This window comes from Streptomyces sp. NPDC091280 (genome assembly GCF_044768565.1).
In the GTDB taxonomy this organism is placed as follows: domain Bacteria; phylum Actinomycetota; class Actinomycetes; order Streptomycetales; family Streptomycetaceae; genus Streptomyces.
The window spans coordinates 221,550-247,521 of record NZ_JBIVUZ010000005.1 but is presented as its reverse complement, the minus strand read 5'-3'; the positions used below and the strand labels follow the sequence as shown (position 1 = coordinate 247,521).

The window sequence follows — 25,972 nt, the reverse complement described above, 5'->3', positions numbered from 1 at the left end:
CAGATGACGGTGAAGCAGCTGAGCATGCCCGAACTGGTCGACACCTGCCTGGAGTTGGGTGTGCCGGGAGTGGGCCTGTGGCGCGAGCCGGTCCAGTCCCACGGCCTGGAGGCCACCGCGAAGCTGGTGCGCGACGCGGGCCTCACGGTGACAACGTTGTGCAGGGGCGGCTTCTTCACGGCGCTGGACCCGGCCGAGCGGGCGTCGGCCCTGGACGACAACCGCCGGGCGGTCGACGAGGCGGCCACGCTCGGCACCGACACGCTCGTCCTGGTGTCGGGCGGCCTGCCGGCCGGTTCGAAGGACCTGCACGGCGCGCGGGAGCGGATCGCCGACGCGCTGGGCGAGTTGGGGCCCTACGCCGAGGAACGGGGCGTACGGCTGGCCATCGAACCGCTGCACCCGATGTACGCGGCCGACCGCTGCGTGGTCTCCACGCTCACCCAGGCCCTCGACCTAGCCGAGCGCTTCCCCGCACGGCAGGTCGGCGTCACGGTCGACACGTACCACATCTGGTGGGACGACCGGGCCCCGGCGCAGATCGCCCGGGCGGGCGCGGGCGGCCGTATCCACACCTTCCAGCTCGCCGACTGGACCACCCCGCTGCCCGAGGGCGTGCTCAACGGCCGCGGACAGATCGGGGACGGCGCGATCGACATGCGGGAGTGGCTCTCGTACGTCGAGGCCGCCGGATACACCGGCGCCATCGAGGTCGAACTGTTCAACGACGGCCTGTGGGCACGCGACGGACGCGAGGTGCTGGCGGAGACGGCGGCGCGGTTCGTCGAGCACGTGATCCGCTAGCCGAAAGGTGCGAGCCCATGTGAATGTAACCTTCACACAGCTCCTCTATATAAATGCAGATCACGGCCCGTACGGCGTGCGCAATTCCTGTGAACGACCTGTTGATTCGGCTTTTCCGGAGACTTCCGGAACCGCATCACCGCAGGTCGTGTCTATAGGATCGTGCTCGCCGCGGAGCCGGGGAAAAGCCCGGAAGCGCGGTCTTCCGGGCTTTTTCTCGTATGAGGGAAGCCTGAGAGGTGCATGAGAGAAGTAATTCGAGAAACAAACAAGGAGTTATCTGTGAACGTGCGTATCGCCGCTGTGTCCGTGGTCTCCGCCGTACTCGTGGCCGCTGGTGCGGGTGCCGCCGTGGCCGCGCCCGCCCCCGCGCCGAGCATCACCGTCAAGGCCGACCGCGCCGCCGTGAAGCTCGGTGACCCGGTCACCTTCACCGGCAGGACCGCCGGCCTGAAGGAGGGCTCCAAGGTGACGCTCCAGGTCAAGTCCGGCGCGACCTGGAAGTCCCTGCCGGCGACGGCCAAGGTCAACCACAGCGCCTACAAGCTGGCCGACAAGCTCCAGAAGAAGGGCGTGCAGATCCTGCGCGTCAAGGACGGCGCCACCGTCTCCAAGCCGGTCTCGGTCACCGTCCGCTGACCCGCCCCTGAGCCCTGCCCCACCCCGTCCGATCCGGGGTGGGGCAGGAGGTCAGGAGTATGCCGTACCCGTCCGCCCTACTTCTTCGCCGCCCGCTTCGTCAGCACCGCCAGCACCGCCGGGATCAGCATCTCGACGACCCGGGTGACGGTCGCCGGTGGCAGGCCCGTCTTCTTGGCGACCGCGTTCGCGACCGGTCTGGCGGCCTTGGCCAGGACCCCGGCCATGAGCCCGCCGGCCGCGAAACCGCCCAGCGTGGCCACGCCCTGGAGGGGAGCCTCCGCGGGCGCCTCCACCGCCGCCGCCTCGCCGGACAGTGCCGAGGCCGTCGTACCGACGACTTCCCGCGCGCCCGCCTCGTCGGTGCCCAGCAGGCCCGCGATCTCCTTGACCTTGTCGCCGCCCAGCTCGTCGAGGACGGCGCCCTGGAAGGTCGTGGCAGAGTCTTCGCTCATGCCTGAAACGCTACGTCCGCCCCGGTTCGTCGGCACGTCGAAAAAATCTCAGGACGGCGTACAACCCTTCCCGCAGTCCGTGGGTCCTACTTGGCATCGGGACTCTTGGAGGGGGATCTGGGGGGATCTTGAGGAGTCCCGATATTGGAGGGGAATAGCCGAGGGGGCTTGGTCGACGGACCGGGCCCCCTCGAATGTGTCCGGGGCCGTGAAGCGGCCCCTGCGGCCTGTCTGGAACCCCTGCGGCCTGTCTAGAAGAACACCCCGCACCGCAGCAGCACGTTCGCGTACGGCCGTGCCTCGCCCGTCCGTACGATCAGCCGCGCGCCCGCCGACAGCTCCTTGAGCCGCTCGTGCGGGACGAGGTCCAGCTCGGGGAAGCGGGCGTCGAGGAGCGCGGTGGCCGCGCGGTTGGCGCCGCGGATCTCGCGGGCCGCCGTCGCGCCCTCCACCACCAGCTCGGCCAGCAGCCCGTCCAGCACCTCCGCGAACGACGGCACCCCGGCCCGGAACGCCAGGTCCACCACCCGGGGACCGGCCGGGATCGGCATCCCGGCGTCGCACACCAGCACCCCGTCCCCGTGCCCCAACTCGGCCAGCGCGCCCGAGAGATGACGGTTGAGGATCCCTGCCCTCTTCACAGTGCCGCGACCTCGTCCGCCGTCGGGAAGGAGTCCTGGGCGCCCTTGCGGGTCACGGCCGCCGCGCCGACCCGCGCCGCGTACGCCGCCGCCTCCGCCGGGCCGGAGCCCGTGCCCAGCTTCCAGGCCAGCGCCGCGGTGAACGCGTCGCCCGCGCCCGTCGTGTCCACGGCGTCCACCTTCACGGCCGGCACCCGCACGACCCCCTCCCGCGAGGCCACCAGCGCGCCTTCCGCGCCCAGCGTCACGACCACCGAACGCGGCCCCTTCGCCAGCAGGATCCGCGCCCAGTCCTCGGGTCGCTCGCTCACGCACGCGTCCCCGAGGATCACCTTCGCCTCGTGCTCGTTGACGATCAACGGGTCGCACGCGGCCAGCACTTCGGAAGGGAGCGGCCGGGGCGGCGACGGGTTCAGCACGAACCGGCTGTCCGGCGCCAGATTCCGTACGACCTCCACGACCGTCTCCAGCGGGATCTCCAGCTGTACGGACACCACCCGGGAGGCGTGGAAGAGACAGGCGGCGGCCTGGATGTCGACCGGGAACAGCTTCCCGTTGGCCCCCGGCGACACCACGATGCTGTTGTCGCCGGACGGGTCCACCGTGATCAGCGCGACCCCGGTCGGCGCCCCGCCCACCAGCACACCCACCGTGTCGACCCCGGCGGCCCGCTGTGAGTCGAGCAGCATCCGGCCGTACGCGTCGTCGCCGACCCGGGCCAGCAGGACCGTACGGGCCCCGAGCCGGGCGGCGGCGACCGCCTGGTTGGCGCCCTTGCCGCCGGGGTGGACGGCCAGGTCGGAACCGAGGACCGTCTCGCCGGCGCCCGGCCGCCGCTCGACGTCGATCACGAGGTCGGCGTTGGCCGATCCGACGACCAGCAGGTCGTAGTCGTACATGAAATGACTCCCCACAGTGGTGACTTGGCGTGGTGGCCGGTCCGCTGTCAGCCGGTGAAACCGGCCACGTTCTCCTTGGTGACCACCTTCACGGGCACCTTCACCGTCGTCTCCACCTTCTTGCCCTGAGCCGCGCGCAGCGCGTTGTCCACGGCGATTCTGCCCAACTGGCTCGGCTGCTGTGCCACGGACGCGTACAGGGTGCCCTGCTTGACGGCGGTCAGCCCGTCGGGCGTGCCGTCGAAGCCTACGACCGACACCGACCTGCCCGCCTTGGAACCGAGCGCCTTGATGGCGCCGAGGGCCATCTCGTCGTTGGCCGCGATGACGCCCTGGACGTCCGGGTGGGCCTGGAGGAGGTTCGACATCACGTCGAGGCCCTTGGTGCGGTCGAAGTCGGCGGGCTGCTGGGCCAGGACCTGGATGCCGGGATAGGCCTTGAGCCCCTTGGCGAAGCCCTCGGCCCGCTCGCGCGCCGCCGAAGTGCCCGCCTGCCCCTGGAGGATGACGATCTTGCCGCTGCCGCCCAGCTTCTCCGCGACGGTCTTGGCGGCGAGTTCACCGCCCGCGATGTTGTCGGAGGCGACGAGGGTGTCCACGGCCGCCTTGTTGACGCCCCGGTCGACCGCGATCACCGGGATCTTCGCCTTGTCGGCGGCCTTCACGGAGTTGCCCGCCGCGTCCGAGTCCACCGGGTTGACGATGATCGCGCCGTAGTTCGAACTGGTGAAGTTCTGGAGCTGGTTGGCCTGCTGGGAGGCGTCGTTCTGCGCGTCGGTGACGGTCAGGTCGAGGCCCAGCCTCTTCGCCTCGGCCTGCGCCCCGGCCCGGATCTGCACGAAGAACGGGTTGTTGAGCGTGGAGAGGGAGAGCCCGACCTTGGGCTTGTCGCCGCTGCCGGAGCCGTTGTGCAGGAAGGAGGTCGCGCCGACGATCGCGACGGTGACGACGGCCGCGAGCGCGTAGGTCGTCGCCTGCCTGCCCCTGCCGCCACCGCTGCCGACACCCCCGCCGGAGACGGGAGTCGCGCCCGCCTTGCGCCGCACGGTGTCCAGCAGGACGGCCAGCGCGATGACGACACCGATCACGACCTGCTGCCAGAAGGCCGACACGGAAAGGAGGTTGAGGCCGTTGCGCAGCACCGCGAGGATCAGCGCGCCGATGAGCGTGCCGGACGCCTTGCCCGTGCCACCGGCCAGCGAGGCACCGCCGATGACGACCGCGGCGATGGCGTCCAGTTCGTAGCCGTCGGCGGCCTGCGGCTGCGCCGAGGAGAGCCGGGAGGCGAGGACGATGCCCGCGGCGGCGGCGAAGACACCGGACAGCGCGTAGATCGCCAGCTTCTGCCTCGACACCCGCAACCCCGAGAGCCGCGCGGCCTCTTCGTTGCCGCCGATCGCGTACATGGACCGCCCGATGTACGTCCGCCCGAGCACGAAGGCGGCGATCAGCCCCATCACGATCATCACCAGGACCGGCACCGGCAGCCAGCCGCCGAGCGTGTCACCGAGGTGCGAGACCGAGTCGGGGAAGGCGATCGGCGAGCCCTGCGAGATCACCAGCGACAGCCCGCGCGCCACCGACAGCATCGCCAACGTCGCGATGAACGGCGGGAGTTTGCCGTAGGCGATGAGGAAACCGTTGACGAGACCGGCCGCGATGCCGGTGCCGATCGCGAGGATCACGGCGAGGAACACCGGGACGCCGTGCTGGGTGGCGCTCCACGCCAGCACGGTGGCGGACAGGGCGGCCACCGAACCGACCGACAGGTCGATGCCCGCCGAGACGATCACGAAGGTGACACCGAAGGCGAGGATCGCGGTGACGGCCGCCTGGACACCGACGTTGAGGAGGTTGTCGGTGGTGAGGAAGTCGCCGGAGAGCGCCGACATGGCGATGACGAGGACGATGAGCGCGGTCAACGCCCCGTTGTCCAGCAGCAGTCGGCGGATGCCCGAGGCGCCGGTCGAGCCAGTCGCGCCCGTCGTGTTCTTGAGCGTGTCAGTGGCCATCGTGGCCCTCCACAGCGGTAGTTGCCTGGATTGATGTGCCGGGTGTGCTGACGGCGAGCGCCATCACGGAGTCCTGCGTGGCCTGTTCGGCGGAGAGTTCGCCCGCGATGCGCCCCTGGGCCATGACGAGCACCCGGTCGCTCATGCCGAGGACCTCGGGCAGATCACTGGAGATCATGAGTACGGCGGCGCCGACGGCCGTGAGTTCGTTGATGAGTTGGTAGATCTCGACCTTGGCGCCGACATCGATGCCACGCGTCGGCTCGTCGAGGATCAGCACCTTGGTGTCGGCCAGCAGCCACTTGCCGATGACGACCTTCTGCTGGTTGCCGCCGGACAACGTCCGTACCTGCTGCCCGAGTCCGGCCATCCGCACGCCCAACTGCTCGGCGATACGCGCGGCGGCGGCACGCTGCCCCTTGAGGTCGACGAGCCCGCCGTGGGTCGCGGCCCGCATGGTGACGAGCCCGAGGTTCTCCGCCACCGACTGGTCGAGGACGAGCCCCTGCCCCTTGCGGTCCTCGGGCACGAGCCCGATCCCGGCCCTCATCGCCGCGTTGACGTCGTGCGGGCGCAGCGCGGAGCCGCCCACCTTCACGGTCCCGCGGTCGTACGGGTCCGCCCCGAAGACGGCCCGTACGACTTCGGTACGGCCCGCCCCCACGAGCCCCGCGATCCCGACGACCTCGCCGGCCCGCACCTCGAAGCCGATGTCGTGGAAGACACCGTCCCGGGTGAGCCCCTCGACGGAGAGCAACGCGGCCCCGGCGTCGGCCCGTTCACGCGGATACTGCTGCTCGATGGAGCGTCCGACCATGAGCCGTACGAGTTCGTCCTCGGGGGTGGAGGCGGGGACCTGTCCGACGGACTTGCCGTCCCGGATGACCGTGACACGGTCGCCGAGGGCGGCGATCTCCTCCAGGTGATGGGTGATGAAGACGACCCCGACCCCGTCGGCACGCAGTTGCCGCACGATGGCGAAGAGCTTCTCGACCTCCTCGGAGGTGAGGACGGCGGTCGGCTCGTCCATGATCAGCACCCGCGCGTCGAGGCTGAGCGCCTTGGCGATCTCGACCATCTGGAGCCGGGCGATGCCGAGTTCACGCACCCGGGCGCGCGGCGACACCTTCACGCCGACGCGCTCCAGCAGCACGGCGGCCTCGGCCTCCATCCGCTTCCGGTCGATCATCCCGAGCCGACGCGGCTGCCGGCCCAGAAAGATGTTCTCGGCGACCGTCAGATCGGGGACGAGGTTGAACTCCTGGTAGATGGTGGCGATCCCGAGCCGCGCGGAGTCCTGCGCGTTGTGGATGCGCACCTCCTCGCCACCGGCCAGGATGCGACCGCCGTCGGGACGGTAGGCACCGGAGAGCATCTTGATGAGGGTGCTCTTGCCGGCGCCGTTCTCGCCGAGCAGCACATGGACCTCGCCCCGGCGCAGATCGAAGTCGACGCCGTCCAGCGCGACGACGCCGGGGAAGGTCTTGCGGATGCCCTCGATGCGCAGCAGTTCGTCCGCGTCGCTCACGCTGTCGCTCACGATCGGCTCCTTTTCGGTACGGGAGGCTCACCGCACGAGCGGCGCACGACGAGCCGGGCGGGAAGGGTGACGGACTCCGGCACCCGCCCCTCGATCCGGTCGACCAGGGCGCGCACGGCGGCCCGCCCCAGTTCGGGGGTCGGCTGGGCGATGGCGGTGATCGGCGGATCGGTGTGCACGAACCACCGGATGTCGTCGAACGCGGCCAGCGCGAGGTCCTCGGGAACCCGCAGTCCGCGTGCGCGTACGGCGTCCAGGGCGCCGAGCGCCATCAGGTTGTCGGCGGCGAAGACGACCTCGGGCGGCTCGGCCAGATCGAGGAAGCCCTCCGTCACCCGCCGTCCGCTCTCGGCCTGGAAGTCGCCCTGCCCGATGTAGGCGTCGGGGAGGGGGATGTCGTACTCGGCGAGCGCGTCCCGGAAGGCGGCGACGCGCTCACTGCCGGTGGTCGTGGCGGCCGGGCCCGCGATGATGGCGAGCCTGCGATGCCCCAGCCCGTGCAGATGCGCGACGAGGTCCCGGATCGCGGCCCGTCCGTCGGCCCGCACGACGGGCACGTCCAGCCCAGGGATCCACCGGTCCACGAACACCATGGGCGTCCCGGCCCGCGCGGCGTCCAGCATTCCGGGGGAGCCGCCGTCGGTGGGGGAGACGAGCAGTCCGTCGATACGACGGTCCAGCAGGGTCCGTACGTGGTGGTCCTGCAACTCGGGCCGCTCGTCGGCGTTCCCGATGATCACGCTGTACCCGAGGGCCCGCGCCTCTTCCTCCACGGAACGGGCGAGTTCGGTGAAGTACGGGTTCAGCACGTCACTGATGACCAGGCCGAGGGTGCGGGTCTGATCGGTGCGCAGCGACCGGGCGACGGCGTTCGGCCGATAGCCCAGCGCCGCCACGGCGGCCAGCACGCGGGTGCGCGCGTCGTCACTGACCGACGGATGGTCGTTCAGCACCCGCGACACCGTGGCCACGGAGACCCCGGCCTCGGCGGCGACGTCCTTGATACTCGCCATCGCCGTTCCACCTCCTCGTGGAATCGATTACATCGACGTGTACGGAGGATTGGAATCGATTACACGGGAGTTAACAAGGGGGCGAGACCGGATTGTGATGTAGGGGGGTGGGGTGAGGGGCGGGAGGAGGCAAGGCGGAAGTGGGGTCAGGAACCGGTTCTCACCAGCGCACCGCGGTGAAGTCCACCGGACGGGGCCGGAGCCGCTCGGTCCTGGCCGCGAGTGCCCGCAGCCGGTGGGACATCTCGTCGTGGGGAAAGCGGTGCCGGTCGCCGTGGCCCGGCAGCACCCACTCGAAGCGGAGCCGGTCGGCGGTCCGGGCCAGGGAGGCGGCCAGCTCCCGGATCGAGTACCAGGTGACGCTGTCGACCACCTCGATGTCCGCCGTCGTACGGGACCAGTAGAAGCTGTCGCCGGTGAAGCAGTACTGCTCGTCGGCGACGTACAGCACGCTGCCCCGGGTGTGCCCGGGGAAGGGGACGGCGAGCACGCCCGCGCCGACCTCGGCCGGCCCGTCGCCGCGCAGCACCCGGTCGGCGTCCGGAGCCGCGTCGAGGTCCCCCTCGTGGATCCAGAGCCGGGCGCCGAACCGGTCGGCGTACCGGCGGCCGTGGGCGGCGTGGTCGCGATGGGTGAGCAGCACGTCGGTGACCGGGCCGAACGCCTCGTGACGGTCCGCCAGGGCGGGGCTCCAGCGCGGGGTGTCCACCATCATCGTGGTGCCGTCCGGGCGGCGCAGGAGATAGGAGTTGGCACCGGCGGTGTGCCGGGAGTTGTGCCCGCACAGGAGGACGGTGCCGGTGTCGTCCAGCGCCATCGGGAAGGGGTCGCGTCGCTCGTCCGGACGCCCGTCCGGTCGCCTGCCCGGTAGCTCGCCCAGCCGTCCGCCCGGCGGCCGGACGGACCGGGTCGGACAGGCGTACGCGGCGGCGTACAACTGCGCTGTCTCGTACGGGTCTTGCGGCTGCCGCAGCAGTACGGAGCGCCCCTGGGCCTCACCGACCAGACCGGGGGCGAGCTGCCGTGCGGCGTCGCAGTTGGTGCAGCGACTGTCGATGTGCCAGTGGTGTACGGGGGGTTCGGCTTCGGTGGGCTCGGTCATGGTTCAGGGGTATCCCGGTGGGGGCGGGAAGTGGAAGGGGGGCCGGGGGTGGTGTCTTTGGGGTGGCGCTGCTCTCTTGGGGTTTTGTCTTCGGTTCGGGGCTTCAGGGCTTTCCAGGGAGGGGGAGTTGGGACCGGCCGTCATGAACGGGACGCGTGTGTGGCGGAGTTGGTCCGGCGTTACTCGACAGGGCCCTCGCACGGATCTGGTGGGGGATTGCGCTCTTGCGCTGATTCAGCCGGAAGCGTGAGGCTGGTGCACGCTGGTGCAATCCACTCGCTGGAGGAGTGCCCAATGGCTCTGCGGTTCCTCGGGATCTGGCCCAACACCCCGGACGACGGCTCGCCCACGATCTGGCTCGAAGACACGACCGGAGACCTGATCATCCAGTCATGGAAGGCGGACGAGGAGACCATCCGCCAGGCGCAGGAGATTGGCTCGGTTCCGGGCCACTCAACGGACGTTCCGGAGCATGAGACCGTGATCCGGCTGCCCGCCAACATGCTCCAGTTCATCCCCCGCCCGGACAGTGAGGTCAACGGTGGCAACAGCGGTACGTGAAGCCCTCGCGAAGGCGCAGCGCTCAGCGATGCACCTTGAGATGCGGGACAGCTACATGCGGGACGACCCCGAGTTCATTCGCTGGCAGCAAGGCCACAGATACGACCCGATCGACCGCGCGTCGTGGTGGCGGTCGTGGCTTGACGTCGTGGTCGAGACGACGGGCCGTGGGGTGGCCATGCGACGGCTCCGCATTGTCTCCGAGCCGCTGAGCGACTACGTGCGGTACGAGTACGACGGCACGTTCACGAATGTCGCGGCGGGGGAGGACGTGCGCTGGCTTCCGCGCTCCAGCGCTCGTGAGCTGCTGTTGCCCGCGCTGGACGGCTGGGTCATGGACGAACAGACCTTGATCCTGCACCACTTCAACGGTGACGGGCAGTGGACCGGGCCGCGTATGGAGGTGTGTCACGATCCGGCACTCGCCAAGCAGTACGCCACGGCCTACGAAGCGGCGTGGGAACGGGCGATCCCCCACGCGGAGTACAGACCGAACTGAACTGACGAACACGCACGATGACTGTTTCTGCATCTTCCAGCGCCCAGCAGGCCCGGCAGGCTCTCGCGGATCGACTCGGGGAGCTGTGCCGGGATGCCGGGCTGACCGGGCGTGACATCGCCGCACGTTGCGAGTGGAGCCCTTCCAAGTCCTCTCGCATCATGAACGGGCGGACACCCCCGTCCACTGATGACATTCGGGCATGGTGTCGGGCTTGTGAGGCCGACGGCCAAGCCGAAGATCTTGTTGCCATGCTTCGGACGGCTGAAGGAATGTGGGTCGGCTGGCGACGCATGGAGCGGACCGGACTCAAGCAGGCGCAGGAGGCACGACTACCGCTCTACCAGCGGACGCGCCGCTTTCGTTCCTACTCCTCATGGCTTGTGCCCGGCATGATCCAGACACAGCCGTACACGACAGCGGCCCTGCAGGCCGTTCAGCGCCGGCGCGGCTTGGTGGACGACGTCGCCGAAGCGGTGGCCGTGCGCATGGAGCGACAGCGGGTCTTGTACGAAGGTGACCGGCGGTTCGCGTTCCTCGTCGAGGAGTCCGTCATCCGGTCCGGCATCGGCGGTGCCGAGGTCATGTCCGGACAGCTTGGCCACCTGATCTCGATCGCCTCACTTCCCAACGTCAGCTTGGGAGTTGTGCCCATGCGACCGGATCGGGAACGTTGGCCGGTCGAAGGGTTCTGGATCTACGACACGGCGCAGGTCAACGTCGAGTTGGTCTCCGGCTACCTCACGATTTCCCAGCCCAGCGAGGTTTCCATGTACGCCGATACGTTTGCCGAGTTGGCCGGTCTGGCCGTCTACGGTGCGGGCGCCCGCGCCCTGATACTGGCGGCCATGCACTCACTCGGGTGACTTCCGTGCAATCCCGTGCAACTCCGTGGCTCCACAACTCCAGCCCTCTCTAGCGTCCTTGACAGCGTGAAGTCACTGGAGAGGACAGGCCATGGTGAGTGACGGCAAGCCACACGACGCCGAATCGGCTGAACACCTGGGCGGCAGCGAGGCTCGACGGTTGCTCTGCCATCTCTCCGAGGCATTCGGTGTCGACGGCGTGCTCATGATGCAGAAGCGCGACCCTGGTCCCGAGGGCGCCGACCTGGCCCCTCGTTCGGCCTTGAACTGGCCTCGCTGTGAGTGTGGATGCCCGAAGTGCCCTGACTACAAGCCCACGTTGAGCAGCCCGCCAGAGGGACTGAGCGACAGAGTCGCCGCAGCCAACGCGCGGAGCCGGAGGGGTGGGCTGTGAGCGCCAGAGCGGTCATGCGCTACGTGCTGCACACAGTCACTGAGCACCCCGACACGGACGTGACATTCGAAGCCGAGTGTCTCAACTGCGGCTGGAAAGCCACTCCTGCCGATGACCCGGCACCCGTCGACGTGGAGTGCATGAGCCACACGGGCCGTTCCGGGCACGCGGGCTTCCGGCGTATCCGGACGTCGTTCGCCATGGTCGTCCGCGCCGAGTAGAGAGCCGGTCAGACCAGCGGAACCCCTGAACTCCCGCCCTCTGCGGGCGGCGGCGGTCAGCCATGGCCGCGATCAGCTCAGCAGGAAGGTAGGTGCAGCGATGCAGAACGGAACTGACCTGTACGCGTACGACATCGATGGTGCTTCGTTCGTGAAGGCGTGCGGTGGCCCCTGCACCGAGGGGTGCGTGACCCTGGCGCGGATCGGTGCGGACGCCTGGGCGTTGGGCGACAGCAAGCGGCCGGACGGGGAGCCGTTGCGGTTCACCACGGAGGAGTTGGACGCGGCCGGCATCAACCCGGCGAGGTTCGGCCTGAACGTCTGATCCGCTCCCTGCCGGCCGGGCCGGGTCCGGCCCGGCCGGCACTTCTCGAAACGGGACCTACTGGTGCACCACCATGGCTATCTGTGGACCGGCCCGAAAGACCGCTTCGACCAGGAAGCGCTACGACGGCCTCCGCATCCTGAGCCACCACCTGCCGGGGCCAGGCCGGAACTGATTCAGCGGTACCGAGAAGTGACGGCGGACTTCCCCAGGTCGGACCTGCCTCCGCTGGAAACGGCGTACTGGCTCGTCAAGCCGCGTTCGTTGGTCCGTGGCACGTGGGGGGAGGGAAAGGAGGCGGCGTCATGGCTGGGGGAGCAACTGGCCGAGTACGCGCCCCGGTTCCTGGCCGAAGCACAACGCGACACTACCCACCTGGCCCGGCTGGTGAACTCCGCTGCCGAGCGCCTGGAGTCGGGCGCTGATGTATCGCTCGGGTTCTACCTCGAACGCCCCTCGTATCTGTCCCTGGCCCTGGTGACGTGCTCCCCGAACCGTTCGAAGCCCGAACTGGCCTGCCCTGTGCGGTAGTCCGGCCCGGACATCACCTCAGGCCGCGCCGAGTTCGCACCAGACGAGCTTCCCTCGCCGGCCGTTCCGGGAGAGTGGCTGCCAACCCCACTGATCGGCGCAGGCCCGGACCAGAACGAGGCCGCGGCCGTCCTCCGAGTCGCCGAGTTCCTCCAACGGCCCTGGTGGCTCCGGCGGTTCGGGATCGGCGTCCCAGGCCCCGAGCCGCAGCACACCCGCCGTCCAGCCCACCCGTAGCGCGGCAGGCCCCTCGGTATGCCGTACGGCGTTGGCGACCAGCTCCGTCGCGAGAAGTTCGGCGGTGTCGGCGAGGCGGATCAGGCCGTGCATGGTGAGGATCAGACGGAGAGTGCGGCGACTGACGGTGACGGCACGCAAGTCGTTCGGGATGTGGAGGCAGTACTCCCAGGGTGCGGGTGGGGTTTCGGGCATGCGTCAACTCCGGTTCGGCAGTGGGGATTTCGGAGGGCTGCGGGATGTCGCGGGCGGTGGCAGTGCCACAACCGTCATGGCAGGACGGAGTGGTGCGCTTCCGGTGTCCCGGCGTTTCCGCAGGGTGTGCGTCGCATCACCGACGGTAGGGGTTACATTTTCGGTTCCGCAAGCCGATCGCGTAATCTGCCCCCTGAACGGGTAGCGCCCACTGGCGCGTTGCACCAAGGAGCGGGGTCGATGACGACAAGACGCGAACCGACGGCACGTCAATTGCGACTGGCTGTCGAATTGCGCAGACTCCGCGATGCGGCAGGTCTCACCGCGAAGGGAGCGGCAGCGCTACTGGGGGTGAGCCACGTCCAGGTCAGCCACATCGAGTCCGGCCTCTCTGGGGTGAGCGAGGATCGATTGCGTCGTTTGGCATCCCATTACGCCTGCGCAGACAGCGAGTTCATCGACGCGCTGGGTGCTATGGCCACCGATCGGACGCGCGGCTGGTGGGAGGAGTACCGGGGCCTTCTGCCTACGTCGTTCCTGGACCTTTCCGAACTGGAGCACCACGCCACATACCGCTGGGACGTGGACTTCCTGCATGTCCCCGGTCTTCTCCAGACGGAGGACTACGCGCGAGCGCTCTTCTCCCGCCGAGTTCCACAACTTCCCGAGAGCGAGCTGGAGTTGCGTGTCCGTCATCGGATGCAGCGGCGAGTCGTCATCGGGTCGGCGCGACGCGTTCCGTATGAAGTGCTCGTCCACGAGGCAGCGCTGCGGATCCGCGTCGGCGGCCGTGCCGTCTCGCGTGCTCAACTCGCCGGCATCCTGGAACTCTCCGAAGCCGATCACGTCACCGTACGCGTAATCCCCTTCGAACTGGACGAGTTCGCCGACGTCACGGCCGCGATGGTGTACGCCGGAGGCGCTGTTCCAAGGCTGGACACCGTGGTACGCGACGGTCCTCACGGCAGCGTCTTCATCGACTCCGAAGCCCAACTCGGTGTGTTCCGAACGCTCTTCCGTAGAGTGGAGGCGGCGTCACTGGAGCCTGAGCGTTCGCGTGACCTCATCCATAGGCTGGCCAAGGAGCTGTGAGGTGCCCGGTGATCACACCTGACAACTGGCGGAAGTCGTCCTACTCGGGCAGTGGCGACGGTAACGCCTGTGTGGAGATCGCCCATCGTCATCCGCGCATAGTCCTCAGGGATTCCAAGATCCCGACCCACGCGACACTCACCTTCCCCGCTGAGGTCTTCACCGCCTTCATCAACAGGTTGGTCAAAGAGCTGTGAAGCACCCCCTGGACGCCCGTTCCGCTTGGCGGAAGTCGTCCTACTCCGGCGGCGGCGACGGCAACAACTGCGTGGAGATAGCCGCCACCCCCAGCCACACAGCCGTCCGCGACTCAAAAGCCCCCACCCGGGCCACCCTCACCTTCCCCGCCCCCGCCTTTGCCTCCTTCCTCCAAGCCCTGAAATCCGCTGCCCTCCGCTGACTGTCAGTCCGCACCAGTACCTTCGGACCATGGCTCAGCAGGCGGTGAACTCTCCGGGCGAACGACACCTCGCCGTCCTCGAAGGTGTCCTGGAGCGGATCACGTACGCCAACGAGGACAACGGCTACACGGTCGCCCGCGTCGACACGGGCAGAGGGGCCGGTGACCTCCTCACCGTCGTAGGCGCGCTCCTCGGTGCTCAAGCCGGGGAATCTCTTCGTATGGAGGGGCGTTGGGGGTCCCACCCGCAGTACGGCAAGCAGTTCACCGTGGAGAACTACACGACCGTCCTCCCCGCCACCGTGCAGGGCATCCGCCGCTACCTCGGCTCCGGCCTCGTCAAGGGCATCGGTCCCGTCTTCGCCGACCGCATCACCCAGCACTTCGGCGTCGACACCCTCCAGATCATCGAGGAGGAGCCCAAGCGGCTCATCGAGGTGCCGGGGCTCGGGCCCAAGCGGACCAAGAAGATCGCCGACGCCTGGGAGGAGCAGAAGGCGATCAAGGAGGTCATGCTCTTCCTCCAGACCGTCGAGGTGTCGACGTCGATCGCCGTGCGGATCTACAAGAAGTACGGCGACTCGTCCATCTCCGTCGTGAAGAACCAGCCCTACCGGCTCGCCGCCGACGTCTGGGGCATCGGCTTCCTCACCGCCGACAAGATCGCCCAGTCCGTGGGGATTCCCCATGACAGTCCGGAGCGGGTCAAGGCGGGGTTGCAGTACGCCCTCTCGCAGGCCACCGACCAGGGCAACTGCTATCTCCCCGAGGAGCGGCTCATCGCCGACGCGGTGAAGCTGCTCCAGGTCGACACCGGGCTCGTCATCGAGTGCCTCGCCGAACTCGCCCTGCCGGACGAGGAGTCGGGCGACCCCGGTGTCGTACGGGAGAAGGTTCCCGGGCCGGACGGGGACTCCGAATCCGTCACCGCCGTCTACCTCGTCCCGTTCCACCGGGCCGAACTCTCCCTCGCCGCCCAGCTCCGCCGGCTGCTCCACGCGGAGGCGGACCGCATGCCCGGCTTCCATGACGTGGCCTGGGAGAAGGCGTTGGGGTGGCTCAAGGGGCGTACGGGTGTGGAACTCGCGCCCGAGCAAGAGGCCGCCGTCCGGCTCGCGTTGACCAAGAAGGTCGCCGTACTGACCGGCGGACCCGGCTGTGGAAAGTCCTTCACCGTGCGCTCGATCGTCGAACTGGCCCGCGCCAAGAAGGCCAAGGTCGTGCTCGCCGCCCCGACCGGCCGCGCCGCCAAGCGACTCGCCGAACTCACCGGTGCCGACGCCTCGACCGTCCACCGGCTGCTGGAGCTCAAGCCCGGCGGCGACGCGGCCTACGACAAGGAGCGGCCCCTGGACGCCGATCTCGTGGTCGTGGACGAGGCCTCCATGCTCGATCTGCTCCTCGCCAACAAGCTGGTCAAGGCCGTGCCTCCGGGGGCCCATCTCCTGTTCGTCGGAGACGTCGACCAGCTTCCGAGCGTCGGCGCCGGTGAGGTGCTGCGGGACCTGCTGGCCGAGGGCGGGCCGATCCCGGCCGTACGCCTCACGCGCGTGTTCCGGCAGGCCCAGCAGTCCGGTGTGGTGACGAACGCGCACCGGATCAACTCCGGGCAGCATCCCGTCACCGACGGCATGAAGGACTTCTTCCTCTTCGTCGAGGACGACACGGAGGAGGTCGGCCGGCTCACCGTGGACGTGGTGGCGCGCCGCATTCCGGCCAGGTTCGGGCTCGACCCGCGCCGGGACGTGCAGGTGCTCGCACCCGTGCACCGGGGACCGGCGGGCGCGGGCAATCTCAACGGGCTGCTTCAGCAGGCCATCACGCCCGGCCGCCCCGACCTCGCCGAGAAGCGGTTCGGCGGGCGGGTCTTCCGGGTCGGCGACAAGGTCACCCAGATCCGCAACAACTACGAGAAGGGCGCCAACGGCGTCTTCAACGGCACGGTCGGCGTCGTCACCTCACTCGACCCGGTGGACCAGCGCCTCACCGTGCTGACGGACGAGGACGAGGAGGTTCCGTACGAATTCGATGAACTGGACGAGTTGGCGCACGCGTATGCGGTGACGATCCACCGGTCGCAGGGCAGCGAGTATCCGGCCGTGGTGATCCCGGTCACCACGAGCGCGTGGACCATGCTCCAGCGGAACCTGCTGTATACGGCCGTGACCCGGGCCAAACAGCTGGTTGTGCTGGTCGGGTCGCGCAAGGCGATCGGTCAGGCGGTGCGGACCGTGTCGGCGGGGCGGCGCTGCACGGCACTGGACTTCAGACTGACCGGAAAAAAATGATCGATCAAATGAGTCGTGAAGGTCACACAGCACTTCCAGATCTCGGGGTGGAGGGGGCAGGATGAGGAGGTTGACGGCACTGAGTGCCGCCAATAGGCCCAATGGTCGACCCCGAGTGCACTCTCCTGCGCCAAATGGGGGATGGTAGAGACAGTCAGGGCAACCTCGAAGAAGAGGCACAACGTCGGTGAGGGATGACGTGAGCGACAACTCTGTAGTACTGCGGTTCGGCGACGGCGAGTACACCTACCCGGTGATCGACAGCACCGTCGGCGACAAGGGCTTCGACATCGGGAAGCTCCGTGCTCAGACCGGTCTGGTGACGCTGGACAGCGGTTATGGGAACACCGCCGCCTATAAATCCGCCATCACCTACCTCGACGGTGAGCAGGGCATCCTCCGGTACCGCGGCTACCCGATCGAGCAGCTGGCCGAGCGTTCCACGTTCGTGGAGGTCGCCTATCTGCTGATCAACGGCGAGCTGCCGACCGTCGACGAGCTCACCGTGTTCAAGAACGACATCACGCAGCACACCCTGCTGCACGAGGACGTCAAGAACTTCTACAAGGGCTTCCCGCGCGACGCCCACCCGATGGCGATGCTGTCGTCGGTCGTCTCCGCGCTGTCCACCTTCTACCAGGACAGCCACAACCCGTTCGACGAGAAGCAGCGCAACCTCTCCACGATCCGGCTGCTCGCGAAGCTTCCGACGATCGCGGCGTACGCGTACAAGAAGTCGATCGGCCACCCGTTCGTCTACCCGCGCAACGACCTCGGCTACGTCGAGAACTTCCTGCGCATGACCTTCTCGGTCCCCGCCCAGGAGTACGACCTCGACCCGGTCGTCGTCTCCGCGCTCGACAAGCTGCTCATCCTGCACGCGGACCACGAGCAGAACTGTTCGACCTCCACGGTCCGTCTGGTCGGCTCCTCGCAGGCCAACATGTTCGCCTCGATCTCGGCCGGCATCAACGCGCTGTGGGGCCCGCTGCACGGCGGCGCCAACCAGTCCGTGCTGGAGATGCTGGAGGGCATCCAGGCCTCCGGCGGCGATGTCGACTCCTTCATCCGCAAGGTGAAGAACAAGGAGGACGGCGTCCGTCTGATGGGCTTCGGCCACCGGGTCTACAAGAACTTCGACCCGCGCGCGAAGATCATCAAGGCCGCCGCGCACGACGTCCTCTCGGCCCTCGGCAAGTCCGACGAGCTGCTGGACATCGCGCTCAAGCTGGAGGAGCACGCGCTCTCCGACGACTACTTCGTCTCGCGCAGCCTCTACCCGAACGTCGACTTCTACACCGGCCTGATCTACCGGGCCATGGGCTTCCCGACCGAGATGTTCACGGTCCTGTTCGCCCTGGGCCGGCTGCCGGGCTGGATCGCCCAGTGGCACGAGATGATCAAGGAGCCCGGATCCCGTATCGGGCGTCCGCGGCAGATCTACACCGGCGTCGTCGAGCGGGACTTCGTCCCGGTCGAGGGCCGCTGAGCACCGACCGATCCGGCTCCGCCGGGTGCGTGGTGGTTCGTTCACCGCGGCCCGGCGGGGGCTGGTCGTGCCCCACGACGACACCAAAACGGCGCCCCTTTGACTCCCTCCCGCCGAGCGGCGAGTGAGCCGAAGGGGCGCGTCTCAAAAAAAGTACGGGAAGAAGGCGCCCTGCCGACGGTCCCCCCACGGGCCGGCGTACAGGGCGCCTTCCCATGTCCCGGTGCGGATTCCCCCCACGGGATCCGGCCGGGCGCCTGTGAGAAACCAGCGCCTGAATCGCTGTCGTGCCGAAGCTCGATGAAACTGAGCCTCGTCGAACTGAGCAGAACGAGCAAAACCGCTCGTACTACTGGGTGGAGCCAGTGATGTGTGCGATCTGCCGGGACATCGCACGACGGGAGGGCCGCTCAAAGCTCCCCGGTGTACGTGTCCCGGCAACGCATCTCTGAGGAAGTCCCCCAAGACATCCTCAGATGTCAGCTCGCGCCCCCCAAGACGCTTACTGACATCGTCAACTTAGACCTTCGAACCCCTTCGATGGTTACGTTCACATCACTGTGATCTGCGTCTCTTGCATATGTCCGTTAGATGCGCAAGAGCCCCGATGTCGCGGTCGGGACCCCAGCGTAAGGATGATGCGCGAGGCTTGTGAAGAGCTTATGTGAGGCCGTCGTCGGTCTCTAGAGGGACTCTTACTTCAGGTCGCCGTAACTCCCGGTAACTTTGCGGAACTTCAGCGAAATGTCCTGAGTCGCAGGCTGTTGGTCACCACGAACACCGACGAGAAGGCCATCGCGGCGCCCGCGATCATGGGATTCAGCATGCCCGCGGCGGCCAGCGGGAGCGCCGCCACGTTGTATCCGAAAGCCCAGACGAGGTTGCCCCTGATGGTGCCGAGCGTCCGGCGCGACAGCCGGATCGCGTCCGCGGCCACCCGCAGGTCCCCGCGCACCAGCGTCAGATCGCTCGCCTCGATCGCCGCGTCCGTCCCGGTGCCCATCGCGAGCCCCAGGTCGGCGGTGGCGAGCGCGGCGGCGTCGTTGACCCCGTCGCCCACCATGGCGACGCTCCGCCCCTCGGCCTGGAGCCGTCGTACGACGGCGACCTTGTCCTCGGGCAGCACCTCGGCGACGACGTCCCCGGGGGAGATGCCCACGGCGGCGGCCACGGCATCGGCCACCGCGCGGTTGTCGCCGGTCAGCAGCACCGGGGTGAGTCCGAGCGCCCGCAGCTCGCGCACGGCCTCGGCGCTGGTCTCCTTGACCGCGTCCGCGACCGCGACGACCCCGCGCGCCACTCCGTCCCAGCCGACCACCACGGCCGTACGTCCCTCGCTCTCGGCCTGGGAGCGGGCGTGGGCCAACTCCTCCGGAAGCTCGTCGTAGAGGCGGCCCACGGCCACCTCACGGCCCTCCACGCGCCCGCGTACGCCACGGCCGGGCACGTTCTCGAAGTGCTCGGCCCGCGGGAGGGTGCCGACCCGCTCCTCCGCGCCCGCCGCCACGGCCCGCGCGACGGGGTGCTCGGAGGCGTGCTCCAGGGCGCCCGCGAGCCGCAGCAGCTCGCTCTCGTGGGTGCCCTCGGCGACGTAGACCTGCTGGAGGGTCATGCGGCCGGTGGTGATCGTGCCGGTCTTGTCGAGGACCACGGTGTCGACGCGGCGGGTGGACTCCAGGACCTCGGGGCCCTTGATGAGGATGCCCAGCTGGGCGCCGCGGCCGGTGCCGACCATGAGGGCGGTCGGGGTGGCGAGGCCGAGCGCGCAGGGGCAGGCGATGATCAGTACGGCGACGGCCGCGGTGAACGCGGCGGCCGTGTCGCCGGTGACGGCGAGCCACGCCCCGAAGGTGGCGACCGCGATCAGCAGGACCACCGGCACGAAGATCCCGGAGATCCGGTCGGCGAGCCGCTGCACCTCGGCCTTGCCGTTCTGCGCGTCCTCCACGAGCCGTGCCATGCGCGCGAGTCGGGTGTCCGAACCGACCCGGCCCGCCGCCACGACGAGCCGCCCGCCGGCGTTCACGGTCGCGCCGGTGACGGTGTCACCCGGTGCCACGTCCACCGGTACCGACTCGCCGGTCAGCATCGACGCGTCGACCGCCGACACGCCCTCGACGACGGTGCCGTCGGTCGCGATCTTCTCCCCGGGCCGTACGACGAAGTGGTCGCCGACCGCCAACTCGGCCACCGGGAGCCGTACTTCACGACCGTCCCGCAGGACGGCGACGTCCTTGGCGCCCAACTCCATGAGCGCGCGCAGGGCCGCGCCCGCGCGCCGCTTGGAGCGGGCCTCCAGAAAGCGGCCCAGCAGGATCAACGCGACGACTCCGGCGGCCACTTCGAGGTAGATGGTCGAGGCGCCGTCGGTGCGCGAGACGGTGAGGCGGAACTCGTCGTGCATGCCGGCCATGCCCGCGTCGCCCCAGAACAGCGCCCACAGCGACCAGCCGAACGCGGCCAGCGTGCCGACCGAGACCAGGGTGTCCATGGTGGCCGCGCCGTGCCGGGCGTTGGTGAACGCGGCTTTGTGGAACGGGAGTCCGCCCCAGACGACGACCGGCGCGGCGAGCGTGAGCGCGAGCCACTGCCAGTTGTCGAACTGGAGGGCCGGGATCATCGAGAGCAGGACGACCGGCGCGGCAAGGAGGGCGGAGACCGTCAACCGCTCGCGCAGGGCGGCGAGTTCGGGGTCGGTGTCCTGCGGGGTCTCCGGCTCGGGCTCCGGCGGGGCGGGTTCCTCCGCGGTGTACCCGGTCTTCACCACGGTCGCGATGAGGTCGGCGACCTGGATGCCCGCCGGGTAGCTGATCTTCGCCTTCTCGGTCGCGTAGTTGACCGTGGCGCTGACGCCGTCCATGCGGTTGAGCTTCTTCTCGACGCGGGCCGCGCAGGACGCGCAGGTCATTCCGCCGATGAGCAGTTCGACATCCGCGGTGTCGGCTATGGGTGTGTCCTGGGTCGTGGTGGTCATGTCCGGACTCCAGACATCGGACCGGACCGCGCGGAGCCAGTATCAGCTGGTCGGCACGGCCCGGTCGGAGAACAGGTTTCAGATCGTGCCGACGAGCTCGAAGCCCGCCTCGTCCACGGCCGCGCGGACCGCCTCCTCGTCGAGCGGGGCGGCGGAGACGACGGTGACCTCGCCGGTCGAGGCGACCGCCTTGACCGAGCTGACGCCGGGCAGCCCGGACAGCTCGCCGGAGACGGAACCCTCACAGTGTCCGCAGCTCATCCCGTTCACCTTGTAGACGGCGGTGACGGAACCCGGGGTGTCGGTCTGGGCGGTCATGTCGTTCTCCTCGTGCAGGCGTGTGGGGGCGGTTGGGGTCGGAGTGGCCCACGGTGGCTCGCCCTGAAACCCAGGGTATACCCCTAGGGGGTATTTCTCCAAGAGGGGTCGCGGCGGGCCAGCGACCGCACCCACCCGATGCCGAGCAGCGCCACGAGCGCCGTTCCGCCCACCGAGAACATCGTGAAGAGGTGCTCCTGCTGGACGGTCGGCCGGGGGATGTACCCCTGCGCGAACAACTGCCGGTCCAGGCCCGCGCCCGACAGCCGGGCCACCAGCCAGATCGCGATGCCGTGCGTCGAGTCCCACAGGGCGTGCAGCACCGAGACGCCGAGATACGTTCCGACGACCGGCCCGGCGCAGCGGAAGCGGCCGTTCAGCTGCCGGTAGGAGAGCAGCACCGCGCCCGCGACCGCCGTCCACAGGCCGTGCCCGAAGGGCGCCAGGACCCCGCGCAGGATCTCGGTCTCCAGCAGCGCCCGCAGATCGATGCCCTTGGTGGAGACGGCCGCGTTGAAGGCGTACCCGGCGCTCTCCAGGGCCGCGAAACCGAAGCCGACCGTCGCGCCGAGCACCAGCCCCGCGCGGATGCCGTGCAGCCGAGGCTGCCGGCGCAGCACGAACATCAGCGCCCCGAGCTTCGCGGCCTCCTCGATCAGCCCGACACCGACGAACATCCCCAGAGAGGGGTGCAGCAGGTAGTACTCCATCACCGAGGCGCCCAGCACCCCGAGCGTGCCGCCGGTCAGGAAGCAGCCCAGGATCACGCTGACGCCCAGGTCGCGCCCGTGCCGCTCGTACGCCCACAGCACGAAGGTCACCGGTACCAGGAAGCTGCCGAGCAGGATCAGCGTCGGCAGCAGGGTGGTGTTCCGCGTCGCGTACGTGACCAGCGCGGTCAGCGCCCACAGCGCCAGCCCGCCGCCGAGACAGTGCTTCCACAGGCCGGTGCGGATCTGGGGGTACGTCGGCGGCGGCTGCTGCGGCCCGGGGATACGGGCCCGGGGCGCGCCGGGCGGCGGAGAGTAGGTCACGGCGAATCCCCTCGTACTCCTACAGGGCAGATTTACCGGCACTTTATGTAGATACAGCGCATATCGCAGTCCGGGACGCCCGTCCGCGTCCCGATGGCCCCGTAGATCGTGACGGCGACGGCGACGACACTGACCATGTCGATGTCGACGTCGACGGCAATGGCGATGGGAGCGCAGATGAGAGCGGTGGTCTTCGATCACTACGGTGAACCCGCCGACGTACGCGAGGTGCCCGACCCGCACCCCGCCCCGCACGGGGTGACCGTACGGGTCGAGGCGACCGGTCTCTGCCGCAGCGACTGGCACGGCTGGCAGGGCCACGACCCGGACATCACCCTCCCGCACGTGCCCGGTCATGAACTCGCCGGTGTCGTGGCGGCGGTCGGCGACGCGGTGACCGGCTGGCACCCCGGCGACCGCGTCACCGTCCCCTTCGTGTGCGCCTGCGGAACCTGCCCCGCGTGCGCGGCCGGCGACCAGCAGGTGTGCGAGCGGCAGACGCAGCCGGGCTTCACGCACTGGGGTTCCTTCGCCCAGTACGTGGCGCTGGACCACGCCGACACCAATCTGGTTGCGGTGCCGGACGAGATGTCCTTCGCCACGGCGGCCTCGCTCGGCTGCCGGTTCGCCACGGCGTTCCGCGCGGTGGTGCAGCGCGGCCGGGTCGCGGCGGGGGAGTGGGTCGCGGTGCACGGCTGCGGGGGAGTCGGCCTGTCCGCGGTGATGATCGCGGCGGCCTCGGGCGCCCGTGTCGTCGCCGTCGACGTCTCGCCCCGGGCGCTGGAGCTGGCGAGGAGCTTCGGGGCGGCCGAGTGCGTGGACGCGGCGAGCACCCCCGACACCGCCCGGGCGGTACGCGAACTGACCGGCGGCGGCGCCCACTTGTCCCTGGACGCCCTGGGCTCGCCGACGACCTGCGCCGCCTCGGTCAACGGCCTGCGCCGCCGGGGCCGCCACCTCCAGGTGGGCCTCCTCCCGTCCCCCTCCGGTACGACACCGGTCCCCATGGCCCGCGCCATCGCCCTGGAACTCGAACTCCTCGGCAGCCACGGCATGGCCGCCCACACCTACCCGCCCATGCTGGAACTCGTCCGGTCCGGCATCCTCCGCCCCGACCTCCTGACCACCTCCACGATCACCCTGGACGCCACCCCGGCGGCCCTCTCCGCGATGGGCACGGCCCCGGGGGCGGGGGTGACGGTCATCGAGCCGTGGAGGTGAACGCGGGCCGGGTCGGTCACCCGTCCGATGCCGGCCCTGCTTCGGACGGCCGTGCCGGTGCCGGTGCCGGTACCAGGTGGTGGGCGATGCTGCGGAGCTTCTCGCAGGTTTCCTCGTGCTCTCGGGCCGGGTGCGACTGCTGGACGATCCCGGCACCGGCCTGGAGCCAACAGCGGTCGCCCTGCCGGAACACGCTGCGCAGGACGAGCGCGGCGTCGAGTGCGCCGGACGCGTCGAGGGTGAGGACGGCCCCCGCGTACAGCCCGCGGGGACCCTCCTCCAGCTCGTGGATCAGGTCGTAGGCGGCCGTCTTCGGGATGCCGGTCGAGGTGACCGCGGGGAACAGGGCGGTGAAGGCCTGCCAGGGGGTGCGGTCCTCGCGGAGGCGGCCGACGACGGTGGAGGCGAGGTGCTGGACGGTGCCCCGTTCCTCGACGGTCATGTACTCGGTGGTGCGGGTGTCGTCGCAGACGAGGGCGAGGTCCTCCAGCGCCAGTTTCACGGAGATGGCGTGCTCGTGGACCTCCTTCGGGTCGCCCAGGAGTTCGGCGCGCAGCCGGGCGTCCTCGTCCGGCCTGCCCGTACGGGCCCGGGTCCCGGCCAGCGGGCGGCTCACCACCCTGCGGTCACCGGTGACCTCGGCGACGGTCTCGGGGCTGAAGCCGGCCGCGCGGACACCGCCGAGGTCGAGCAGGAAGGACCGCGCTGGGGTGTTGGCCCGCCGCCCCGCGACATAGGTGGCGGCCAGGTCCAGCGGTACGGGGACCGGGACCCGGCGCGACAGGATCACCTTCTCCAGCGGGCCGGGTCCGCGCAGTTCCGTCAGGGCGGTGGCGACGGCGTCGCGATAGCCGCCGGTGTCGTCCAGGGGCAGGGAGAGGCGCTCCGCCGGTTCGGGCGGCGGCACGGGCGCGCCGGGTTCGTCCGGGGCACCGACGAGCCGGGCGAGCCGCTCCAGCCGGCCGGGATCGGCGGCGCGCAGCAGCAGCCGGTCGCCCTCGGTCCGCACCTCGACGGCCGGCACCACCAGGTGCAGCAGGGCTTCCGAGCCCGCCGCACCCTCCCTGTCCTCCGCTTTCTCCGTGTCCTCCGTGCCGCCGGGACGCGCGCCCGCCAGCGCCGCACCCAGTTCGAAGGCGGCCCATCCGTAGATCCGCCAGCCGCGCACCGGCAGCGCGGCGAGCCACTTCTCCACGGCGGGCAGTTCTCCCGGGCCGCCGGACTCGCCCGCTCGGCAGTCCTCGCGCCCCAGCCGGAGTGTCGCGAGCGCGCCCCCGGCGTAGGACCACTCGGGCCCGTTCTCGTACACCGCGTACTGGTCGTGGAGGCCGGAGCGGGCCAGCCGGGCCATGAGGAGGAGCGGCTCCTGCGTCAACGGCACATGGATCTCACGGTAGTCGGCGGTCATCGCGCGGTCTCCGCTCCCGGGCGGCGGCCCGACGCGCTGAGCAGGGGATAGGAGTTGACGACGAAGCGCGGGTCGTCCAGGAGGGCGAGGAAGGCGTCCAGTTCGGCGGCGGTGATGCCCAACTCGCCCACCTGATCGGCCACTTGCTCGGTGTTGGCGCGGTGCAGGCCGATCCCCGCGCCGCCGCCCGGCCAGGCCTCGGCGTAGGTGGTCGCCGTGACCTCCGCCAGTCCCGCCCGCAGCATCGCCCGCACCACGTGCCGGCCCCAGAGCGGTTCGGCGCCGGCCTTCTCCAGCAGTCGTAGCAGGGCCGTGTGCACGCGCTCGAAGAGCAGTGCCGCGCTGTCGTCGGGCGCGGCGAGCACGGGGGTCCAGCCGCAGTCGAACTCTTCGAGGACCAGCCAGCCGCCCGGCCGCAACACCCCGGCCAGCCGCTCCAACACCCTTAGCCGCTCGGGCAGATGGAGCAGCACCAGCCGGGCGTGCACCAGGTCGTAGCCCGCGCCGGGCAGCGGGTCGCGGGTGATGTCGTGCCGCAGCACCCGGACGTTCGCCGCGCGCGGCCGGGACTCGGCGCGGGCCGGTTCGATGTCCGTGACCGTCACCTCCCCCTGCGGCCCGACCCGTTCGCCCAGCCAGTCGCCCAACGAGCCGCCGCCCCCGCCGATCTCCAGGCACCGCCAGCCCGGTCCGAGCCCGGTCCGCTCCAACGCCTTTCTCGACGCGGTGTCATAGCGGGATTCGAGCACGGAAAAGCGTCCTGCCGTCTGGACGGCCGCATTGTCGAACAAATAGCGGGACATGTGCGCCTCTC

The 25,972-nt window shown here is 69.6% G+C and carries 27 protein-coding genes; 14 read left to right on the top strand and 13 right to left on the bottom strand.

Annotated elements, in window-relative coordinates:
- Window positions 1-3 precede the first annotated feature (3 nt).
- The gene (locus tag ACIQPR_RS17160) at window positions 4-804 is read left to right on the top strand and encodes a sugar phosphate isomerase/epimerase family protein (RefSeq protein ID WP_403649337.1); all 801 of its coding nucleotides are present in this window, start codon (window positions 4-6) and stop codon (window positions 802-804) included.
- Between the two features lie 282 nt (window positions 805-1,086).
- The gene (locus ACIQPR_RS17155; RefSeq protein ID WP_403648485.1) at window positions 1,087-1,443 is read left to right on the top strand and encodes a hypothetical protein; all 357 of its coding nucleotides are present in this window, start codon (window positions 1,087-1,089) and stop codon (window positions 1,441-1,443) included.
- Between the two features lie 77 nt (window positions 1,444-1,520).
- Here the strand turns inward: ACIQPR_RS17155 and ACIQPR_RS17150 are convergent, their stop codons facing one another.
- The 7 genes from ACIQPR_RS17150 to ACIQPR_RS17120 form a co-directional block, all read right to left on the bottom strand.
- A complete protein-coding gene (locus tag ACIQPR_RS17150) occupies window positions 1,521-1,898 on the bottom strand; it encodes a DUF937 domain-containing protein (protein WP_403648482.1) in 378 nt (125 codons plus the stop codon).
- 251 nt (window positions 1,899-2,149) lie between these two features.
- Entirely contained in the window at window positions 2,150-2,539 is a 390-nt protein-coding gene (rbsD, locus tag ACIQPR_RS17145) for a D-ribose pyranase (protein WP_403648479.1), read from the bottom strand.
- Window positions 2,536-3,438, bottom strand: coding sequence for a ribokinase (locus tag ACIQPR_RS17140; RefSeq protein WP_403648476.1), 903 nt, complete (start codon window positions 3,436-3,438; stop codon window positions 2,536-2,538). Before ACIQPR_RS17140 ends, rbsD begins: the two co-directional genes overlap by 4 nt.
- A 47-nt stretch (window positions 3,439-3,485) precedes the next feature.
- Complete coding sequence (locus ACIQPR_RS17135; protein WP_403648473.1) at window positions 3,486-5,450, bottom strand: substrate-binding domain-containing protein; 1,965 nt, start codon at window positions 5,448-5,450, stop codon at window positions 3,486-3,488.
- A complete protein-coding gene (locus tag ACIQPR_RS17130; RefSeq protein ID WP_403649334.1) occupies window positions 5,440-6,978 on the bottom strand; it encodes a sugar ABC transporter ATP-binding protein in 1,539 nt (512 codons plus the stop codon). The genes ACIQPR_RS17135 and ACIQPR_RS17130 overlap by 11 nt, the downstream gene beginning before the upstream one ends.
- 8 nt (window positions 6,979-6,986) lie before the next feature.
- A complete protein-coding gene (locus ACIQPR_RS17125) occupies window positions 6,987-8,003 on the bottom strand; it encodes a LacI family DNA-binding transcriptional regulator (protein ID WP_403648470.1) in 1,017 nt (338 codons plus the stop codon).
- 160 nt (window positions 8,004-8,163) lie between these two features.
- On the bottom strand, window positions 8,164-9,105 hold the full coding sequence (locus tag ACIQPR_RS17120; protein ID WP_403648467.1) for a 4Fe-4S domain-containing protein: 942 nt from the start codon (window positions 9,103-9,105) through the stop codon (window positions 8,164-8,166).
- 294 nt (window positions 9,106-9,399) lie between these two features.
- Between ACIQPR_RS17120 and ACIQPR_RS17115 the strand changes: the two genes are divergently transcribed.
- From ACIQPR_RS17115 to ACIQPR_RS17090, 6 genes are all read left to right on the top strand, one after another.
- Entirely contained in the window at window positions 9,400-9,666 is a 267-nt protein-coding gene (locus tag ACIQPR_RS17115) for a hypothetical protein (RefSeq protein WP_403648464.1), read from the top strand.
- On the top strand, window positions 9,647-10,165 hold the full coding sequence (locus tag ACIQPR_RS17110) for a DUF6879 family protein (protein WP_403648462.1): 519 nt from the start codon (window positions 9,647-9,649) through the stop codon (window positions 10,163-10,165). The genes ACIQPR_RS17115 and ACIQPR_RS17110 overlap by 20 nt, the downstream gene beginning before the upstream one ends.
- Window positions 10,166-10,182: 17 nt before the next feature.
- A complete protein-coding gene (locus ACIQPR_RS17105) occupies window positions 10,183-11,031 on the top strand; it encodes a helix-turn-helix domain-containing protein (protein WP_403648459.1) in 849 nt (282 codons plus the stop codon).
- A 390-nt stretch (window positions 11,032-11,421) separates the two neighbouring features.
- Window positions 11,422-11,646 carry a hypothetical protein gene (locus ACIQPR_RS17100; RefSeq protein WP_403648456.1) on the top strand — a complete coding sequence of 75 codons (225 nt, stop codon included), beginning with the start codon at window positions 11,422-11,424 and terminating at the stop codon, window positions 11,644-11,646.
- Window positions 11,647-11,746: 100 nt separating this feature from the next.
- Entirely contained in the window at window positions 11,747-11,971 is a 225-nt protein-coding gene (locus ACIQPR_RS17095; protein ID WP_403648454.1) for a DUF397 domain-containing protein, read from the top strand.
- Window positions 11,972-12,034: 63 nt separating this feature from the next.
- The gene (locus ACIQPR_RS17090; protein WP_403648451.1) at window positions 12,035-12,502 is read left to right on the top strand and encodes a hypothetical protein; all 468 of its coding nucleotides are present in this window, start codon (window positions 12,035-12,037) and stop codon (window positions 12,500-12,502) included.
- An 18-nt stretch (window positions 12,503-12,520) separates the two neighbouring features.
- Here ACIQPR_RS17090 and ACIQPR_RS17085 read toward each other — a convergent pair whose 3' ends face one another.
- Entirely contained in the window at window positions 12,521-12,934 is a 414-nt protein-coding gene (locus tag ACIQPR_RS17085) for an ATP-binding protein (RefSeq protein ID WP_403648449.1), read from the bottom strand.
- Window positions 12,935-13,174: 240 nt separating this feature from the next.
- Between ACIQPR_RS17085 and ACIQPR_RS17080 the strand changes: the two genes are divergently transcribed.
- From ACIQPR_RS17080 to ACIQPR_RS17060, 5 genes are all read left to right on the top strand, one after another.
- Window positions 13,175-14,026, top strand: coding sequence for a helix-turn-helix domain-containing protein (locus ACIQPR_RS17080; protein ID WP_403648446.1), 852 nt, complete (start codon window positions 13,175-13,177; stop codon window positions 14,024-14,026).
- Window positions 14,027-14,034: 8 nt separating this feature from the next.
- On the top strand, window positions 14,035-14,223 hold the full coding sequence (locus ACIQPR_RS17075; RefSeq protein WP_403648442.1) for a DUF397 domain-containing protein: 189 nt from the start codon (window positions 14,035-14,037) through the stop codon (window positions 14,221-14,223).
- Window positions 14,220-14,426 (top strand): DUF397 domain-containing protein, encoded by a 207-nt coding sequence (locus ACIQPR_RS17070; RefSeq protein WP_403648440.1) that lies wholly within the window; start codon window positions 14,220-14,222, stop codon window positions 14,424-14,426. Before ACIQPR_RS17075 ends, ACIQPR_RS17070 begins: the two co-directional genes overlap by 4 nt.
- A gap of 29 nt (window positions 14,427-14,455) precedes the next feature.
- A complete protein-coding gene (locus ACIQPR_RS17065; protein WP_403648438.1) occupies window positions 14,456-16,714 on the top strand; it encodes an ATP-dependent RecD-like DNA helicase in 2,259 nt (752 codons plus the stop codon).
- Between the two features lie 199 nt (window positions 16,715-16,913).
- Entirely contained in the window at window positions 16,914-18,203 is a 1,290-nt protein-coding gene (locus tag ACIQPR_RS17060; RefSeq protein ID WP_403648435.1) for a citrate synthase, read from the top strand.
- A gap of 736 nt (window positions 18,204-18,939) precedes the next feature.
- On the opposite strand, the gene ACIQPR_RS17055 is transcribed toward ACIQPR_RS17060, so the two are convergent.
- From ACIQPR_RS17055 to ACIQPR_RS17045, 3 genes are all read right to left on the bottom strand, one after another.
- Entirely contained in the window at window positions 18,940-21,177 is a 2,238-nt protein-coding gene (locus ACIQPR_RS17055; RefSeq protein WP_403648433.1) for a heavy metal translocating P-type ATPase, read from the bottom strand.
- Window positions 21,178-21,255: 78 nt separating this feature from the next.
- On the bottom strand, window positions 21,256-21,495 hold the full coding sequence (locus ACIQPR_RS17050) for a heavy-metal-associated domain-containing protein (protein ID WP_403648431.1): 240 nt from the start codon (window positions 21,493-21,495) through the stop codon (window positions 21,256-21,258).
- Window positions 21,496-21,578: 83 nt separating this feature from the next.
- Entirely contained in the window at window positions 21,579-22,529 is a 951-nt protein-coding gene (locus ACIQPR_RS17045; protein ID WP_403648428.1) for a PrsW family intramembrane metalloprotease, read from the bottom strand.
- Window positions 22,530-22,706: 177 nt separating this feature from the next.
- Between ACIQPR_RS17045 and ACIQPR_RS17040 the strand changes: the two genes are divergently transcribed.
- Window positions 22,707-23,750, top strand: coding sequence for a zinc-dependent alcohol dehydrogenase family protein (locus ACIQPR_RS17040; RefSeq protein WP_403648426.1), 1,044 nt, complete (start codon window positions 22,707-22,709; stop codon window positions 23,748-23,750).
- A gap of 16 nt (window positions 23,751-23,766) precedes the next feature.
- Here the strand turns inward: ACIQPR_RS17040 and ACIQPR_RS17035 are convergent, their stop codons facing one another.
- Together ACIQPR_RS17035 and ACIQPR_RS17030 are read right to left on the bottom strand one after the other, a co-directional pair.
- Window positions 23,767-25,158, bottom strand: coding sequence for a salicylate synthase (locus tag ACIQPR_RS17035; protein WP_403648424.1), 1,392 nt, complete (start codon window positions 25,156-25,158; stop codon window positions 23,767-23,769).
- Window positions 25,155-25,907: a class I SAM-dependent methyltransferase gene (locus tag ACIQPR_RS17030; RefSeq protein ID WP_403648421.1), complete on the bottom strand. Its 753-nt coding sequence runs from the start codon at window positions 25,905-25,907 to the stop codon at window positions 25,155-25,157. The genes ACIQPR_RS17035 and ACIQPR_RS17030 overlap by 4 nt, the downstream gene beginning before the upstream one ends.
- Window positions 25,908-25,972: the final 65 nt, after the last annotated feature.